This window comes from Limnohabitans sp. 2KL-27, assembly GCF_001269345.1.
Taxonomy (GTDB): Bacteria; Pseudomonadota; Gammaproteobacteria; order Burkholderiales; family Burkholderiaceae_C; genus Limnohabitans_A.
On sequence record NZ_CXOP01000002.1, the window covers coordinates 1,430,943 to 1,446,689 of the forward strand.

General features: G+C 63.6%; 20 protein-coding genes. 11 read left to right on the top strand and 9 right to left on the bottom strand.

The genetic code is table 11. The annotated features are described in order from the left end of the window. Positions 1 to 10 precede the first annotated feature (10 nt). Entirely contained in the window at positions 11 to 1,285 is a 1,275-nt protein-coding gene (locus LHAB_RS09715) for a branched-chain amino acid ABC transporter substrate-binding protein (RefSeq protein WP_090045799.1), read from the top strand. A gap of 42 nt (positions 1,286 to 1,327) precedes the next feature. On the opposite strand, the gene LHAB_RS09720 is transcribed toward LHAB_RS09715, so the two are convergent. Both LHAB_RS09720 and LHAB_RS09725 read right to left on the bottom strand, forming a co-directional pair. Beyond that, positions 1,328 to 1,930: a thermonuclease family protein gene (locus LHAB_RS09720; RefSeq protein WP_090045800.1), complete on the bottom strand. Its 603-nt coding sequence runs from the start codon at positions 1,928 to 1,930 to the stop codon at positions 1,328 to 1,330. A 12-nt stretch (positions 1,931 to 1,942) separates the two neighbouring features. After that, the gene (locus LHAB_RS09725) at positions 1,943 to 2,278 is read right to left on the bottom strand and encodes a hypothetical protein (protein ID WP_369814112.1); all 336 of its coding nucleotides are present in this window, start codon (positions 2,276 to 2,278) and stop codon (positions 1,943 to 1,945) included. Between the two features lie 32 nt (positions 2,279 to 2,310). Here LHAB_RS09725 and LHAB_RS09730 point away from each other — a divergent pair, with 32 nt between their 5' ends. Beyond that, positions 2,311 to 3,549, top strand: coding sequence for an MFS transporter (locus tag LHAB_RS09730; RefSeq protein ID WP_090045803.1), 1,239 nt, complete (start codon positions 2,311 to 2,313; stop codon positions 3,547 to 3,549). A gap of 84 nt (positions 3,550 to 3,633) precedes the next feature. Here LHAB_RS09730 and LHAB_RS09735 read toward each other — a convergent pair whose 3' ends face one another. Both LHAB_RS09735 and LHAB_RS09740 read right to left on the bottom strand, forming a co-directional pair. Further along, the gene (locus tag LHAB_RS09735) at positions 3,634 to 4,008 is read right to left on the bottom strand and encodes a hypothetical protein (protein ID WP_090045805.1); all 375 of its coding nucleotides are present in this window, start codon (positions 4,006 to 4,008) and stop codon (positions 3,634 to 3,636) included. Continuing rightward, entirely contained in the window at positions 4,005 to 4,682 is a 678-nt protein-coding gene (locus LHAB_RS09740; protein ID WP_090045806.1) for a transglutaminase domain-containing protein, read from the bottom strand. Before LHAB_RS09740 ends, LHAB_RS09735 begins: the two co-directional genes overlap by 4 nt. A gap of 86 nt (positions 4,683 to 4,768) precedes the next feature. Between LHAB_RS09740 and LHAB_RS09745 the strand changes: the two genes are divergently transcribed. The 5 genes from LHAB_RS09745 (at position 4,769) to LHAB_RS09765 (ending at position 8,618) form a co-directional block, all read left to right on the top strand. Continuing rightward, positions 4,769 to 5,662 carry an MBL fold metallo-hydrolase gene (locus LHAB_RS09745; RefSeq protein ID WP_090045808.1) on the top strand — a complete coding sequence of 298 codons (894 nt, stop codon included), beginning with the start codon at positions 4,769 to 4,771 and terminating at the stop codon, positions 5,660 to 5,662. 31 nt (positions 5,663 to 5,693) lie between these two features. Continuing rightward, the gene (locus tag LHAB_RS09750) at positions 5,694 to 6,509 is read left to right on the top strand and encodes a 2-keto-4-pentenoate hydratase (RefSeq protein WP_090045810.1); all 816 of its coding nucleotides are present in this window, start codon (positions 5,694 to 5,696) and stop codon (positions 6,507 to 6,509) included. A 155-nt stretch (positions 6,510 to 6,664) separates the two neighbouring features. Next, positions 6,665 to 7,096 carry a LexA family protein gene (locus LHAB_RS09755; RefSeq protein WP_090045811.1) on the top strand — a complete coding sequence of 144 codons (432 nt, stop codon included), beginning with the start codon at positions 6,665 to 6,667 and terminating at the stop codon, positions 7,094 to 7,096. 6 nt (positions 7,097 to 7,102) lie between these two features. Further along, positions 7,103 to 7,978 carry an excinuclease Cho gene (gene cho / locus LHAB_RS09760; protein ID WP_090045813.1) on the top strand — a complete coding sequence of 292 codons (876 nt, stop codon included), beginning with the start codon at positions 7,103 to 7,105 and terminating at the stop codon, positions 7,976 to 7,978. Positions 7,979 to 8,042: 64 nt separating this feature from the next. Continuing rightward, the gene (locus tag LHAB_RS09765) at positions 8,043 to 8,618 is read left to right on the top strand and encodes a pyridoxamine 5'-phosphate oxidase family protein (RefSeq protein ID WP_090045814.1); all 576 of its coding nucleotides are present in this window, start codon (positions 8,043 to 8,045) and stop codon (positions 8,616 to 8,618) included. Here LHAB_RS09765 and LHAB_RS14670 read toward each other — a convergent pair. From LHAB_RS14670 to LHAB_RS09775, 3 genes are all read right to left on the bottom strand, one after another. Further along, the gene (locus tag LHAB_RS14670) at positions 8,608 to 8,760 is read right to left on the bottom strand and encodes a hypothetical protein (RefSeq protein ID WP_194943147.1); all 153 of its coding nucleotides are present in this window, start codon (positions 8,758 to 8,760) and stop codon (positions 8,608 to 8,610) included. The genes LHAB_RS09765 and LHAB_RS14670 overlap by 11 nt on opposite strands. After that, entirely contained in the window at positions 8,757 to 9,113 is a 357-nt protein-coding gene (locus LHAB_RS09770) for an HNH endonuclease (protein WP_194943148.1), read from the bottom strand. The genes LHAB_RS14670 and LHAB_RS09770 overlap by 4 nt, the downstream gene beginning before the upstream one ends. A gap of 88 nt (positions 9,114 to 9,201) precedes the next feature. Next, a complete protein-coding gene (locus tag LHAB_RS09775; protein WP_194943149.1) occupies positions 9,202 to 9,729 on the bottom strand; it encodes an SOUL family heme-binding protein in 528 nt (175 codons plus the stop codon). Positions 9,730 to 9,964: 235 nt separating this feature from the next. Between LHAB_RS09775 and LHAB_RS09780 the strand changes: the two genes are divergently transcribed. Further along, the gene (locus tag LHAB_RS09780; RefSeq protein ID WP_090047878.1) at positions 9,965 to 11,272 is read left to right on the top strand and encodes a Y-family DNA polymerase; all 1,308 of its coding nucleotides are present in this window, start codon (positions 9,965 to 9,967) and stop codon (positions 11,270 to 11,272) included. 162 nt (positions 11,273 to 11,434) lie between these two features. After that, entirely contained in the window at positions 11,435 to 12,553 is a 1,119-nt protein-coding gene (locus tag LHAB_RS09785) for a stealth family protein (RefSeq protein ID WP_090045818.1), read from the top strand. Positions 12,554 to 12,559: 6 nt separating this feature from the next. Here LHAB_RS09785 and LHAB_RS09790 read toward each other — a convergent pair whose 3' ends face one another. Continuing rightward, positions 12,560 to 12,928: a TIGR03643 family protein gene (locus LHAB_RS09790; RefSeq protein ID WP_228763405.1), complete on the bottom strand. Its 369-nt coding sequence runs from the start codon at positions 12,926 to 12,928 to the stop codon at positions 12,560 to 12,562. Positions 12,929 to 13,166: 238 nt separating this feature from the next. Here LHAB_RS09790 and LHAB_RS09795 point away from each other — a divergent pair, with 238 nt between their 5' ends. Next, positions 13,167 to 14,120 (top strand): 3-hydroxyacyl-CoA dehydrogenase family protein, encoded by a 954-nt coding sequence (locus tag LHAB_RS09795; RefSeq protein WP_090045821.1) that lies wholly within the window; start codon positions 13,167 to 13,169, stop codon positions 14,118 to 14,120. Positions 14,121 to 14,138: 18 nt separating this feature from the next. Next, positions 14,139 to 14,966 carry a beta-keto acid cleavage family enzyme gene (locus LHAB_RS09800; protein ID WP_090045822.1) on the top strand — a complete coding sequence of 276 codons (828 nt, stop codon included), beginning with the start codon at positions 14,139 to 14,141 and terminating at the stop codon, positions 14,964 to 14,966. Between the two features lie 212 nt (positions 14,967 to 15,178). Here the strand turns inward: LHAB_RS09800 and LHAB_RS09805 are convergent, their stop codons facing one another. Further along, the gene (locus LHAB_RS09805) at positions 15,179 to 15,691 is read right to left on the bottom strand and encodes a cupin domain-containing protein (RefSeq protein ID WP_228763406.1); all 513 of its coding nucleotides are present in this window, start codon (positions 15,689 to 15,691) and stop codon (positions 15,179 to 15,181) included. Positions 15,692 to 15,747 lie beyond the last annotated feature (56 nt).

Sequence of the window (15,747 nt, forward strand, 5' to 3'; positions counted from 1 at the left end):
TATTTTTGATATGCGTTTGTCTTTGATCTCTTCCCGTTGTGCGCTGGTTTTGCTGGCTGCGGCTTTTTGTGTGGCGCCCGCTGGGGCGCAGTCGCCAGCCCCCATCAAGCTGGCACTCATTGAGGGCCTGAGTGGCCCCTTTGGCAACACCGGAGAAGCCGTGGTGCGCAACATCGCCTGGGCGGTTGAGCGTGTCAACGCACGTGGCGGCGTCAAAACGCCGCAAGGCATACAGCCCATGGTGCTTGAGCGTTACGACAGCAAAGGCCAAAGCGAAGAAGCCTTGTCGGCCCTCAAGTCCGCCATCGACGACGGGGCGCAAGTGGTTTTGCAGGGCAACTCCTCGGCCAATGCGGCGGCATTGATCGACGCGATCAACAAACACAACGAACGCGAGCCGGGCAGGCGCGTGCTGTTTTTTAACTACTCGGCGGTCGATCCGGCCCTGACGAACGAAAAATGCAGCTTCTGGCATTTCCGTTTTGACGCCCACGCCGACATGCGCATGACCGCGCTGATGCAGGTGCTGCAAGATGACAAGAAGGTCCGGTCGGTGTACCTGATCGGTCAAGACTACAGCTTCGGTCAGGCGGTGCTGCGCGAAGCCAAGCGCCAGTTGGCCGAGCGGCGTCCTGATGTGAAAGTGGTGGGCGAGGAGCTGCACCCCATGGGCCGCGTCAAAGATTTCTTGCCCTACGCGGCCAAGATCAAGGCCAGCGGGGCCCAGGCGGTCATCACCGGCAACTGGGGCAATGACCTCACGCTGTTGGTCAAGTCGGCACGTGAGGCGGGCTATGACGGCAAGTTCTACACCTTTTACGGCAATGCGCTGGGCGCGCCTGCGGCTTTGGGCGATGCGGGCGTGGACCGGGTGATCGCTGTGGCCGACTGGCTGCCCAATGTGCCGGGCAAAGCCAGTGAGGCGTTTTACCAATCGTTCCGCCAGCGTTTTGCCAAGCCCTCGGAAGACTATGTGCATGTGCGCATGCAGCTGATGGTCGAGGCGCTGGCCCAGGCGGTCGAGAAGGCGGGCAGCACCGAGCCGGTGGCCGTGGCGCTGGCGCTGGAAAAAGCCCGCGTCAGCATGGCCGGGCAAACCGGTTTCATGCGGGCCGAAGACCACCAGTTTCAGCAGCCTTTGGTGGTGGGCGTGATGCAACGCCAAGGTGCCGCGGGCGTGCCTTTTGATGTCGAAGGTTCGGGCTACGGCTTCAAAGTGGTGCGCCAGATCAAAGCCGAGCAGGCCCGTTTGCCCAGCAGTTGCAAGATGGTGCGCCCCGGTTGAGCCCATCTGCCTGCAGCCGCCTGCGCTGGCCGCGGTGTGGCTTCATTGCCCGTGACTTGACCGCGAGGCGTCGTGGTGTGGCGTGGTCTGGTGTTCGGATTTGAGTCGGGCGCGGTAGGCCCAGGGTGGCTCGGGACTGGCCGGGCCTTGGCCTTGCCACAAGCCCAGATGGTTTTCTCGCGCGCCTTGCTCGGCGGCCTCGTAGACGCTGCGTTCTTCGGGCGTTTGTTCACGCTGGTACTGCTTGTAATGCCAGGCCCAACCCGCCTGCAGTTGTCGCAAATTGGCGTCTTCGCCACGCACCCGCACTTGGCCGACGATGCGGCCGTAGCGGTCGCGCTTGTCAAATGTCACGGTCACGGTTTGCCCGAACACGGCTTGCGACAAATGCGCTTTGGATTTTTGGCCGTAGGGCTGGCTTTTCTCGGGCGCGTCAATGCCCCCGAGCCGGATCACATGCGATTGGTGCTGGGCATCCAGCACCGTCACGGTGTCCCCGTCAGCGACCTTGATCACCCGGCCCTGCAGTTCATCGGCACCCGCGACTGCATAGATGCCCAGCGTCAGACAGGCGAGCCAGCACCAGCGTCTGAATCGGCCGGCAGGGGATGGCGAGCGCCAATGGATCGGAGGGCGGGTGCGCATGCGAGGCGCAAATCAATCGGCTGGGCCCACCGCATCTTTGACGCACTTCTTGACATGGCTGGTTTTGGCTGCCCCCGCCAGTTTTCGTTCAGCCGCGGCCGCTTCGCATTGGGCTGTGGCGTCTTTTTCGCATTTCTTCAAGAACGAATTTTTGGCAGCGCCCGCCAATTTTTTTTCTGCCGCTGCGGCGGTGCAGGAGGTGGCTTGGGCGTGAGCCGAGGTGAGCCAAAGCGCGGAAACCAAAATTGCGAAAAGTTTTGACATGATGATTTTGGTGGTTAATTCACCAAAATCATAGCCAGTATTTGCATTTTTGGATGGGACGTCTGCTTGTCCCGCATTTGCCAATCACGCGCAGTCTGGCCTGCTAACCTGCGGGCATGAGCTCTACCACCGCCGCCGCCGAACACCTGATCGACTCTGCTTACGCCGCTCGGCGCTTGCTGGTCACGCTGGCCCTGATGACGCTGGGGGGCTCCAGCATGTATGTGGTGGCCGTGGTGTTGCCCGCCGTGCAGGCCGAGTTCGGTGTCAGCCGGGCCGATGCTTCCTTGCCGTACACCTTGATGATGATCGGTTTTGGCGTTGGCGGCTTGTTCATGGGCCGTTGGGCCGACCGCGCGGGCGTTCATGTGCCATTGTTTCTGGGCGGAGTGGGCACGGGCCTGGGGTTCATCGCGGCCAGTCTGTCGGGCAATATTTGGTGGTTTGCGCTGGCGCACGGCTTGCTCCTGGGGCTGATCGGCAGCTCCACCACCTTCGCGCCCTTGGTGGCCGACACCTCGCTGTGGTGGCGCAAGCGCCGGGGCATCGCCGTGGCGGTGTGTGCCAGTGGCAACTACGTGGCCGGAGCCCTTTGGCCGCCTTTGGCCCAGCACGGTGTCGAGACCATGGGCTGGCGCAGCACCTACGTGGCGCTGGGCCTGTTTTGCGGCATCGGCATGGTGCTGCTCAGCCTGCTCATGCGCCAGCGCCCGCCCTTGCTGCAAACCCCGGTGGTGGGCAGCGCCCAGGCCTTGCAGTCGCAGCGGCCCTTTGGCCTGAGCGCCAACAAGGCCATGTTTTTCCTGTGCGTGGCGGGTGTGGCGTGCTGCGTGGCCATGGCCATGCCGCAGGTGCACATCGTGGCGTACTGCACCGACTTGGGCTTTGGCGCGGCACGCGGCGCAGAAATGCTCTCGCTCATGCTGGCCAGCGGCATCGCCAGCCGCTTGATTTCCGGGGCCATATGCGACCGCATTGGCGGCTTGCGCACGCTGGTGTTGGGCTCGGTTTTGCAGGGCGTGGCTTTGCTGCTGTTTTTGCCCTTCAATGGCCTGGTGTCGCTCTACATCATCTCGGCCCTGTTTGGCCTGTTTCAGGGCGGTATCGTGCCGGCCTACGCCATCATCGTGCGCGAGTACTTCCCGGCCAAAGAAGCGGGCTCACGCGTGGGGGCTGTCATCATGGCCACGCTGCTGGGCATGGCTTTGGGGGGCTGGATGTCGGGCAAGGTGTTTGACCTGACGGGTTCTTATCACGCCGCATTCCTCAATGGTGTGATGTGGAACGCGCTCAACCTGAGCATCGCCTTGTGGCTGCTGTGGCGTGTCAAACGGGCAGCCGTGGCAGCGGCTTGAGCTTCTGAGCACATTTTGGCGCGAGAAACAGGCGCCAGAAACTGAACGATGGGGGGCATGTCACCCAGCCCTGATCGGCGCTGATCACGCGCCCAAGTGCCGAACCGCCTCCGAGATGCGCATACCCAGTTGCAGGCCCTGCGCCAGCGCCAAAGCGTTCAGGCCGTTGACCACGCCGTTGTCCAGCCCGTCTTGCGCTTCGCCAATGCGGGCCGAGGTGTGTGCGTACAAAATCGCCAGCACGCCCACGGCCTGCAACTCGTGCAGCGCCACGCGGCCCGCATCGTCTTTGCCGCCCCCCGCATCGTTGAAGGCCACGGCATAAGGTTTGTGGGTTTGCGCCGTCACAAAATGCGAGGCCGACAAACCGCCGTGCGAGCCCGAAACGATCACCGTGCCGGCATGCGAGGCGTTGACCAGCGCAATCGAATCGAGCAAGACCAATTGGCGCTGGGTCATCGCGTCTCCTTGTCGACGTCTTGGGCAAAACTGGCGTTTTGCAGGGGGTCGTTGTCGGCCATCCAGCCGCGGTAGACGGTCTTGAAGTCGGCCACGATCTGCGCCAGCGGCATGTCGTCAAAGGTGCCGCGCTGGTTCACGTATTCCATGTGCCGGTTGCCGGCCTTGTCAAAGGGGTGGTAAATCGAATCGTTGCGTCCGTCAAACTCCAGCGGCAGCAGGCCGAATTTGTCGCACAGCTCGATGTTGAAGGCGGGTGTGGCCTTGACCCATTGGCCGTCCAGCCAGATGTCGGCATAGCCGTGCCAAATGAACACATCGGTCTGCATGGTCTGGCGCAAGCGCTCGGTGCTCAGGTGGTTGCGCACATCGGCGTAACCCAGGCGGGCGTGCAGGCCCGCCGCCCGGCAGGCAGCGGCCATCAGCGCCGCCTTGGGCACGCACCAGCCCGCGCCTTGGGCGATGACCGAGCTGGCCCGCATGCCTTGGGCCGACAGGTCGATGCGGTAGGGGTCGTAGCGAAACCGGTCGCGCACCGCCAAATACAGCGAAACGGCCCGTTCGCGCGCGTTGTCGCCTTGCCCATGTTCGCGGGCAAAAGCGATCACGTCGGGGTGGTCGCTGTCGATCAGGGCGGTGGGGGCCAGGGTAGCGGGGCTGGGCGGGGTGTTCATGCCATTGACTGTAGCTTGCGCGGCAGCTGGCCGCTGTCACGCTGGCTATATTGCACACCTCAGACCGACATTTTGGAAAGGCTGTCATGTCCTCTGTTTTGCGTTTTGGCGCGGTGAGCGTGCATTTGGGTGCCAAGTCGGGCAAATACCCCGACGGCAACCAGCTCATCGTTGAGGGAGCGGATATGCGGGTGGCCTTTGACACGCCCGAGGTGGCCAACCGCATTGGCCCCGAGCTGGACACGGTGGACCTGGTCATCCTGGGCCATGTGCACGAAGACCACATGGCCGGTCTGCACCGACTGCCGCACGCCCCCGTGCAAGTGCACGAGGCCGACCTGGCCGCCGCCCAGTCGTGGGACGGCATGTGCCGCCACTACGGTTACCCGCAGGACGTGCTGGACGCGATGCTGGCCATCGTGCAAAAGGATTTCCATTACCAGCCCCGGCCCGACGCCACCGGCTACAGCGACGGCGCGGTGTGGGACTTGGGCGGCGGCGTACGGGTGCGGGCGCACCACCTGCCGGGCCACACGGCGGGCCACTGCGCCCTGGTGGTGGAGAGCGAAGGCCTGGCCTTCATTGGCGACATCGACCTGAGCGGTTTTGGTCCGTATTACGGCGACGCCACCTCCAGCCTGAGTGATTTCCGCCACACATTGAACAAAGTGGCCGAACTGGACGCCCGCATCTGGGCCACCTCGCACCACAAAGCGGTGATCACCGACCGGGCTCAGTTTTTGGCCGATTTGGCCCGCTTTGCCAGCAAGATCGACGAGCGCAGTGCGCAGCTGCTGGGCTATTTGCAAGCCCCTCACAGTCTGGACGAACTCGTCAACCGCCGCCTGTTGTACCCCGCAGGCTACGACGTGCCCTTTGTGCCCTGCGCCGAGCGCCACACCATTGCCATGCACCTGGACGAGCTGCTGGCGCAGGGGCAAATCCAGGCCCAAGAAGACGGCCGCTTTGTGGCGGTGTGAAGATTTTCAACATGTCATCAGGAGACTTTTCATGACCCCCGAACAACTCTTGCAGCACCACGACCAGGCCCTTTTGTGGGGCCAAGCCCCCGGCGTGGTGGGCGGCCCCGACACGGCCGCGGCCTACCAACAAGCTTTGGCTGTGCGCCAGTTGCGTCAGCAGCGTGGCGAAGTGCCCAGGGGCTACAAGATCGGCTTCACCAACCGCACCCTGTGGCAACGCTACGAGGTGTTTGGCCCCATGTGGGGCACGGTCTGGGACACGGGTCTCAGCTTTGCCGAGCCCGCTGCCACGGGCGAGGCCCAAGGCAGCATCGACCTGAACCGCACCTGCCAGCCCCGGCTGGAGCCCGAAATCGTCTTCGGCATGAAGGCCACGCCCCCTGCCCACGCCGGCCTGCAGCAACTGTTTGAGGCCATCGATTGGCTGGCCCCCGGTTTTGAAGTCGTGCAGTCGCACTGCCTAGACTGGAAGTTTACGGCCACCGACACCATGGCCGACAGCGGCTTGCACGCCCGCTTGCTGGTGGGCCAGCGCCTGCCCGTGCAGCAATTGGCCGCCGATGCGCAGGCCCTGCACACCCTGCTGGCGCAGGCCCAGGTCACACTGTTCAAAAACGGTCAAGCGGTGGAGCAGGGCAGTGGCACCAACGTCCTCGACAGCCCGCTCAACGCCTTGCACCACTTTTTGAAAGAACTGCGCCAATGCCCCGGCGCGGTGGATTTGCAAGCGGGCGACGTGATCACCACCGGCACCTGGACCGACGCTTGGCCTCTGCAAGTGGGCGAGAGTTGGCGGGCCGAATTTTCTGCGCCGCTGGGCCGCTTGAGCGCCCGCATGCGCTGATGGTGCGCACAAGGTGCGTCACAGACCGGGGCGTAAAAAAACGCCCCAAGCCGCAAAGCCTGGGGCGTAAATCAACAAAAATGTCAGGCAACTGCAAGAAGCATGACCGTGCCAGTATACTGTAAATATAAACAGTATTTGAGACCCCCCACACCATGCATGCCCCAGACACCCCCCAAGCCCTGCCCCCCGGAAACTGGTGGCTGCAGGCCTTGCCCGCCAGCATCGCCGCGGGCTTTCCGTCGCCCGCCGAGGACCACCAGGTCGAGCGCATCGACCTCATGCAGCAGCTGGTCAAACACCCGCAGGCCACGTTTTACATCCGGGTGCGTGGCGAAAGCATGCGCGATGCGGGCATCCTGGACGGCTCGGTGGTGCTGGTGGACCGCGCCATCACCCCAGCCGATGGCCAGATCGTGCTGGCCGTGGTCGATGGCGACTTCACTTGCAAAACCTTGCGCTTGAACGCCCAGGGCCTGCGTCTGCAAGCGGCCCACCCCGACTACCCCGACATCGTGCCCAAAGACGGCCAAAGCGTGGACATCTGGGGTGTGGTCGTGGCCACCATCCACCAACACGCCACCTGATCTGACATGGCCAGCATCTCCCCACGCCACCGCCGCGACGACTTTGAGGCCGAGCGCGTCTACGAATACCCCCAGCACCTGCGGGGCGCCATCGAAGACGCGCCCACCGGGGCGGGCGTTTACATTTTTCATGGCGAGGAAGGTGACTTGCCGCTGTACATCGGCAAAAGCATCAACATCCGCGCGCGACTGCTGTCGCACCTGCGCACACCCGACGAGGCGCGCATGCTGCGCCAAACTCAGCGCATCAGCCACATCCGCACGGCGGGCGAGATCGGCGCGTTGCTGCTGGAGGCGCAAATGATCAAGGCCCAGCACCCCTTGTTCAACCAAAAACTGCGCCGCAACCCACAGCTGTGCAGCCTGCAACTGACGGGCGAGGTGCCGCAAGTGGTCTACGCGCGGGACATCGACTTTGCCAGCCAGCCCGAGCTGTACGGTCTGTACGCCAGCCGCCACGCCGCACTCGGTGCGCTGCGCGCCATCGCCGACCAAAACAAACTGTGCTACGGCCCGCTGGGCCTCGAAAAATTACCCACCGGCAAAGCTTGCTTCAGGGCCGCCATTCGCCAATGCGTCGGTGTGTGCCGGGGCGACGAAACCCCCGATGCGCACCGCGAACGCCTGTTCAGCAGCCTGCTGGCGCTGCGCGTGGAATGCTGGCCTTACCCGGGTGCGGTGGGTTTGGTCGAGCGCGATGGCGAACTCACACAAATCCACGTTGTGAAGCACTGGTGCTATCTGGGCAGCGCCCCCAGCGCCGAAGCGGCCCGCCAACTGAGCCAGTCGGCCAGCCAAGTGGCCGCCCATTTTGACGCCGACGGCTACAAGATTTTGTGCCGCCCGGTGCTCACGGGAAGTGTGGAGATGGTGTTGTTGTGAGCCCGAACGACACGTCAGACCATTCGGTTGAAGTCCTCACCCAACGCAACCTAAGCCCAGCATCATGAAAATCCACCTGCAAACGCCCGAGGACATCCGCTCGCAAATTTGGAAAGAGCTGGCCCGGGCCAGTCTGGACCGACACCATGAATGGCGCACGCCCGTGCTGGCCTGTGCCGATGCAGACGGCTTGCCCGATGCCCGCACCGTGGTGCTGCGGCAGGTGGACGCGGTGGCCGCCCAACTGACTTTTTACACCGACAGCCGCAGCCCCAAAGTGGCTCAATTGCAGGCTCAAGCCTCAGCGATGCTGGTGTTTTGGAGTGCGCGTTTGAGCTGGCAATTGCGGGTGCGGGCGACTTGCTCGGTCATCACCTCTGGCCCAGAGGTCGATACGCTTTGGCAAGGCGTCAGCCAGTCAGCGGCTGCGGGCGATTATTTGTCACCATGGCCGCCGGGCGCGGTGTTGCCACCAGACAGTGGCACGGCAGATGCAACCAAGGCGAACGCTCCCGCGCCAACGCACAACTTGGCTTTGCTGCGTGCGCAGGTGCTTCAGATGGACTGGCTGGAATTGTCGCGCGACGGGCATCGCCGGGCGCAGCTGAGCGCCAACACCTGGGAGTGGCTCACGCCCTGAGCGCGTTGTCTCGCATGCGCTGCAGTTGCGCGCCGTCCACCACCGAACGCACGCCCAAAGAGCCGCTGCCTGCACGCACCGGATCCGACTGGTCGTGGGCAGTGTGGGCATGGATAAAGGCATGGTGGTGGGCAGGGTTCAACGCCGGTTTTGGAGCCGTTGGCTCTTGCGGCTTTTTTCAAAAAATGCGTCGGGTTTGGTTTGCACCCAACGGATGAAGCGGGTCATCTCTTCGGGCTGCTTCAAAGCTTCGACCGTGGCATAGGTGCGGGCCAATTCGGTTTCGGTGAACAGTGCATGAATTTGGCGGTGGCAAATGCGGTGCAGCACTACGGTGTGCGCGCCCCCGTGTGACTTGGGCACCAAATGGTGCGCGTCTTGTTGGCTGGGCGGAATGGGCCGCGCGCACAGCGGGCACAGCACGGTATCGCTGCGCGGTGCGGGCAGGGCTTCAAGCTGGGCTTGAATGCGTTTTTTGCGAATGCGCCCCGTCACGGCTGAAAGACTGTTGTGACCATTCCCCCAAGGCTACAACAGGCGGCCAGCGCCGCAGGACGCACCGGGCGATTGATCCCGGTCGCTTTCAGGGCATCAGGTCGATCAGGATTTCGTTGCGCCGGTTCCACGGCAGGGTGAAGGGATCGTCGTAGCGGGCGATTTGGGCTTTGGGGCTGAGCTTGAGTTGGCGCGCCTGCGCCCAAGCCCGCAGGCGCTCGGTCTGCTCCTGGATGCTCGCTTGCGTGGTGAAGCCGCCAAAGCGCACCGCCACCGTCTCGTGCTCGGGCACGGGGCGCAGCTGGATGTCCGGGTTGAGCGGTTGGGGCAGGGTCTGCATGTTTTCGGCGGACGGCATCACAAAATGCACGCGCCAACCTTGGTCGTCGGGCACCACGGTGACGGGTGCGGTCATGGAAATTTTCCGCTGCGCACCCAGCCCGGCTTGCACGTTATCGCCAAAGATGTAGGACGCAATGCGCCGAAAGCCGCTGCGGCTGGCGGCGTCAAAGTCCCCCTGGATTTGCGTTTGGGCCACCGTGAAGGCGGCGTAGCGCCGCACCTCAAAAGGCGGGTCTGAGACGAGCACGGTGTAACGCGGTTCTTCAACGGCCATGGCGGCTCCACAAAAAAGGAAAAAGAGGGGAGATATGAGAGAGAAAAGCCAGCGCATCATGGGACAAGACGGTGTTGGAGAAGGTGCATTGAATCAAATTCATCGTAGCAGCATCAGTCTCTTACCGTACGCAAGCCGCCTGCAGCCGCTCAAACGTCTAAGTCAGGGGGTTTGGGGGTAGGCATCGTCTGTATACTGTTCATTTGTACAGTATTTCATGTCCCTGCCCCAACCCATGCTGGCCCTCATCGACGGCAACAACTTCTACTGCAGCTGCGAACGCGTCTTCCAGCCCTGGCTGCAAAACCGCCCGCTCGTCGTCCTCTCCAACAACGACGGCTGCGCCATTGCCCGCAGTGACGAAGCCAAAGCCCTGGGCATCAAGATGGGCGCGCCGTACTTCCAGCTGCGCGCGCTCGAGCGCGACGCCGGCCTGATCGCCCTGTCGGCCAACTTTGCGCTGTACGGCGACATGAGCGACCGCATGATGAGCCTGGCCGCCGGCCTGGGCCACACACAAGAGGTCTACTCCATCGACGAAAGCTTTGTGGACCTGAGCGGTATCCCTGGCGACCTGGTGCGGCGTGCCCGCACCATCCGCGGGCGCATTCACCAGTGGATCGGCATCCCGACCTGCATCGGCATCGGCCCCACCAAAACCCTCGCCAAATTGGCCAACGCCATCGCCAAAAGCGCCGAACGCAAACCCGGCAGCTACCCGGCGCACCATGCGCAAATTTGCCACCTGGGCGCGTGCAGCCCCCAAGAACTCCAGGCCCTGCTGGCCGCCACCGAGGTGGGCGAGGTGTGGGGTGTCGGCCCCCGCATCGGCGCACAACTCAGGGCCCAAGGCATCCACACCGCGCTGGACTTGCAAGGCATGAGCCCGGCCGCAGCCAAAGCGGGCTGGTCGGTGGTGCTGGAAAAAACCGTGCGTGAACTCGGCGGCACGCCCTGCATCGAATTCGAGGACGAACCACCGGCCAAACAACAAATCGCCTGCACCCGAAGCTTTGGCCACCCGGTGACCGAGCTGATCGAACTGCAAGAAGCCATCACCGAATTCGCCTGCCGCGCCGCCGAAAAACTGCGCCGACAAGGCAGCCACACGGGCCACATCATGGCCTTCATCCGCACCAGCCCCTTCCGGCAACAAGACCCCCAATACAGCCGCAGCGCCAGCATCCCCTTGCCCAGCCCCACCAGCGACAGCGCCCACATCACCCAGGCCGCGAACGCCATCGTGAAACGCCTCTACCGCCCGGGCTTCAAATACGCGAAGGCGGGCGTGATGCTGATGGACCTGCAACCGGCCACCCGCGAACAACTCACGCTGGACTTTGACGAGACCATGCCCGAAAACCGCATCCGGCTGATGGCGGCGATGGACGCCATGAACCAGCGTTATGGGCGCGGCACCCTGAAGCTGGCCAGTGCGGGGGCACCAAGGGCGATCAAGTTGTGGGCGATGCGGCAAGAGCACAAGACCACCGCTTACACCACCGACTGGACCGGCCTGCTCTCGGTGCACCTGGACGCTTGAATGCCCACCGGCTGTTGTCTGGGGCCGGACCAGGTGAGGGGAGGCGGCCATTCACACCCTCCCTGACCTGTCTGTGCAGTGGCCCTCAGACCCGGGCGGGTATAAAAAACGCCCGCGCAGACCCACTGCTAGACTCAGCGACTTCAAAAAACCAACGCAGACATGCCCTACGACTCGTCCATCGACATCGTTTACTTGTGGGTTGACGGGAACGATTCAAACTGGCGCGCCAAGCGCCAAGCGGCCCTGCAGCAACTCCCCAGCGATTCCAGCGCCGCCATGGCCCGCTACAGCAATGTGGAAGGGCGCTTTCGGGACAACCACGAGCTGCGTTACAGCCTGCGTGCGCTGGAGAAATTTTTCCCCGATCACGGCCATGTCTACATCGTCACCGACGCGCAGGCGCCCGATTGGTTGCGCCCCTCGGACCGCCTGACGCTGGTGGATCACCGCGAGCTCATGCCCGAGGCGTCTTTGCCCACCTTTGACTCCGGGCACATCGAGTCCTGGATCCACCACATTGCGGGGCTGTCCGAGCGCTACTTTTATTTCAACGACGACGTGTTCTTCGGTGCGCCGGTGCGGCTCGATGACTGGTTTCACCCGGGTGGTTTTCATGTGACCTGGTCTGACGACCCGGTGGTCACGGACGAGGCCATGCGCATGGACGCCACCTCGCTCGAAAACGCCTGCCGCCTGTCGATCCAGTGGCTCACCGAAAAAGCCCGCTCGGGCACGCCCGCGTTGCGCGAGCAAGACCCCTTGTACCAAAGCACCTTCCGCACCTTTGCGCATTCGCCTCGGCCCATGCTCAAGTCGATCCTGCTGGAGCTCGAGAGCACCGCCCCGGAGTTGTTTGCCGCTGTCCGCTCGACCGTGTTCCGCAGTTGGGACAAACCCACCATCGTGTCGGACTTTGTGTTGCGTTGGGCCCTGGCGCATGGGGTGGCGAGCATCCGGCCTTACCGCCATCGCTATGTGTCCACAGGCGAGGCCGACCAGAACCAGCAGTTGCAAGCGCTCGTGGCCGACTTCGGTTCGCTCGAGTTTTTCTGCATCAACGACACCACCGACGATGCCCAGACCCACGACCCGCGTCTGCAAAATGTGCTGAACGTGCTGCAGTCGATCCTGCCTGAGCCTTCGGGTTTTGAAAACCCGACGGCTGGGCTGCAGCACGCCTGGCCGTCTGCCCCTGAGGCCTCGACCTTTCAGGCCCATGCCCGTCGGGACGAGGCACAGCACCCCCCCCATGCGGCAGGGCTTCAAAAAAGGGCCTGATGGCCGTCAACCCAGGGACTGGCGCGTGATGGGTGAGGGTGGCAGCGGAAAGTCCTCGGGCGTCTGCGCACCCTGCCGCGCGAGGGCTGCAGCCGATCCTGCGAAGCCTTCAGCGCTGCCTTGGCGCGGTGGTCGGCCCTGCTGCAAGGCCAGATGTTTGGCCACTCGGCCCCGCACCCGCATGCGCCAGACCCGGAACGAGCGGGTTTTCAGTTGCGCCCGCATCAAGGCGATGACCTCGGGCTCGGACAAGCCAAACTGCAAGGCAATCGCTTCAAACGGGGTGTCGTCCTGCCAGGCCATGGCGATGATGCCCGACACGTCAGCCTCTGACAAAGAAGCGGCCAGGCCGGAGTGAGGGTCAGTTTTTTTCACGCATGTCGTCCAGTGTTGGGCTGCCCGTTCACGGTGCGTTCTGTTGTGCTGGGGCAGATGCGTTCGATCATGCCAGAGCGGGCCAAACGACATGCACGTGAGGTGCTTTGGGAGCGGGTGTTCAGTGGCCGGGGCCAATTGGGCCTGCGTCGGCGCTGTCCAGGTGCAAGAAACGGCTGGACGAAAGCCTTGGCGCTTTCTAGACTCAGCGCACCTTGACTCACGGCGACCCCGATTCATGATTTCTTCACACCCTTCTCAAGCGCGCACCGTGGTGGTGGGCGGCGGCACCATGGGCATGGACGTGGCCATCGTGCTGGCCCGTGGCGGCTGCCAGGTCACCGTGGTCGAACCCGATGCGGCCAAGCGCCATGCGCTGGGCGCCCATGTGCGCCACAACCTGGCGCTGCTGGGCATGGCCCACCGCAGCGAGCGCGTGCATGCCGTGGCAGATTTGGCCGAGGTGACGTGGTCGGGGGTGAGTCTGTTGATCGAATGCATCCCGGAAAAATTGCCCCTCAAACAGGCCTTGTTCGCGCAACTGGCGCCGCTGGCCGCGCCCGACACGCTGCTGTGCAGCAACAGCTCCAGTTTCCCGATCAGCGCCATCGCCCAAGGCCTGCCCACGGCCGAGCGCATGCTGGGTTTGCACTTTTTCATGCCCGCTCATTTGGTGCCGCTGGTCGAGGTGGTGCTGGGCCCCCAGTCCCATGTGCAAGAGGCCGAGCAGTTGTGCGACTTCATGCGTGGCTGCGGCAGCGTGCCGGTCTTGGTGCGCAAGGACAAGCCGGGCTTTTTGGCCAACCGCATGCAGCATGCCTTGGCGCGTGAAGCCTTTGCCCTGATCGACGAAGGTGTGGCCACGCCCGAAGATGTGGACGCGGCCGTGCGCTTTGGTTTTGGCTTCCGCTTTCTGGCCGCAGGCCCGGTCATGCAGCGCGACCATGCGGGGCTGGAGGTGCACACGGCGGCGGCGGCCAGCATGTACCCCAGCCTGGCCGTGAATGCCGAGCCTGCGCGCGTGCTGCAAGAGCGCGTTGCCCGGGGTGACCTGGGCATGAAGACCGGGCAGGGCTTTTTCAGCTGGACGCCCGAGACCCAACAAGCCGAGCGCGAACGCTACGATCGCCTGCTGCGCCAAGGCTTGGATTTGCTCGCCGCGGAGCTGCCGCCCCTCAACCCTCACGATTGATTCATCAAAGGCTTCCCCATGGCTGTTTTCCCGCATCCCCTGTTGATCACCGTCGCGCCCAACGGCGCCTACAAGCAGCGGCCCGACCACCCGGCTTTGCCCATCACGGCGTCTGAGCTGGGCCAAACCGCCAAGCTGTGCCTGGATGCCGGTGCGGCCATGATCCACATGCACATCCGCGACGCGCAAGGCCGACACAGCCTGGACGTGCAGGGCTACCGCGACGCCCAGCAAGCGGTCAAGCAGGCGGTGGGCGATGCGATGATCATCCAAGTCACCAGCGAAGCGGCGCGCGTTTACAAAGCGCCCGAACAAATCGCCATGGTCACCACCCTCAAGCCCGAAGCCGTGTCGGTGGGCCTGCGCGAAGTGGACCAGCCTGAAATTGGCGACGCAGGCCTTGCCCAATTTTTTGGCTGGTTGGCCAAAGAGCGCGTGATGACCCAGGTCATCGTCTATGACGTGGCCGATTTGCAGCGCTGGCAAGCCCTGCGTGCGCAAGGGGTGATCCCGGATGCACCCTGGTCGCTCTTGTTCGTGCTGGGCCGTTATTCGGTGGGGCAAACCTCCGAGCCCCAAGACCTGTTGCCTTTTGTCATGGCCCACACCGGCAACGAGCCGTGGTCCATGTGCGCCTTTGGTGCGGGCGAGCACGCCTGCGCCACCACCGCCGCCGCACTGGGCGGTCATGTGCGGGTGGGTTTTGAGAACAACCTCTTGCTCAACAACGGGCAAGTCGCCCCCGACAACGCGGCGCTGGTCCGTCAGGTGGCCGACTCGGCCCGCGTGCTGGGCCGCAGCCTCTGCACCGCGCAGCAGGCCCGTGAAGCCTTCTGGGGCGCATGACTTTTGGCGTCACAGTGCAGGCCCCCCCAAAACCGTGGAACAGCGAGAAGTCATCGCCTGGCCTGTGGAGAACGGGAGCTCGAACGCTTGACGGGTGCTTCGCTGTGCAGCGATGCGTTGGGGCCCTGTGTTGAAACCTCGGGCTCGGCGCAGGCTTTGGGTGTTTGACGACGATCTGGCGAAGGGGCGTGTTTCAGCGGGAGGCGCCGTGTTTAAACGCCGCCTTGTGGGTGCGTGGGGTCAATCCAGAGCACCGTTTCGGGTTTTTCAGCAGGTTCGATGTCCATGTTGACCGCGACAGCCTGGCCATCGCTGCGGCACAGTACGCATTCCAGCGTTTCGTCTGCGCTGGCATTGATTTCCTGGTGTGGCACATAGGGCGGCACATAAATGAAATCGCCAGGTCCGGCTTCGGCGGTGAACTCCAGTGCATTGCCCCAGCGCATGCGGGCGCGGCCCTTGACCACATAGATCACACTTTCCAAGGGCCCATGGTGGTGCGCCCCGGTTTTGGCGTTGGGGTGGATGTGCACGGTGCCAGCCCAGAGTTTTTGGGCCCCCACGCGGGCAAAGTTGATGGCGGCTTTGCGGTCCATGCCCGGTGTGGAGGGCACATTGCCATCCAATTGGTCCCCCGGCACCACGCGCACACCGTCGTGTTTCCAGTCGGTGGGCGTCTGGCCGGACGAGGGCGACGGGGCCATGGGATCGTGGGTGTGTGACATGAAAAGTGCCTTCCTCAATGCGTGTATTTCACTGTAGCACGGGCTTGTAGCGTGGG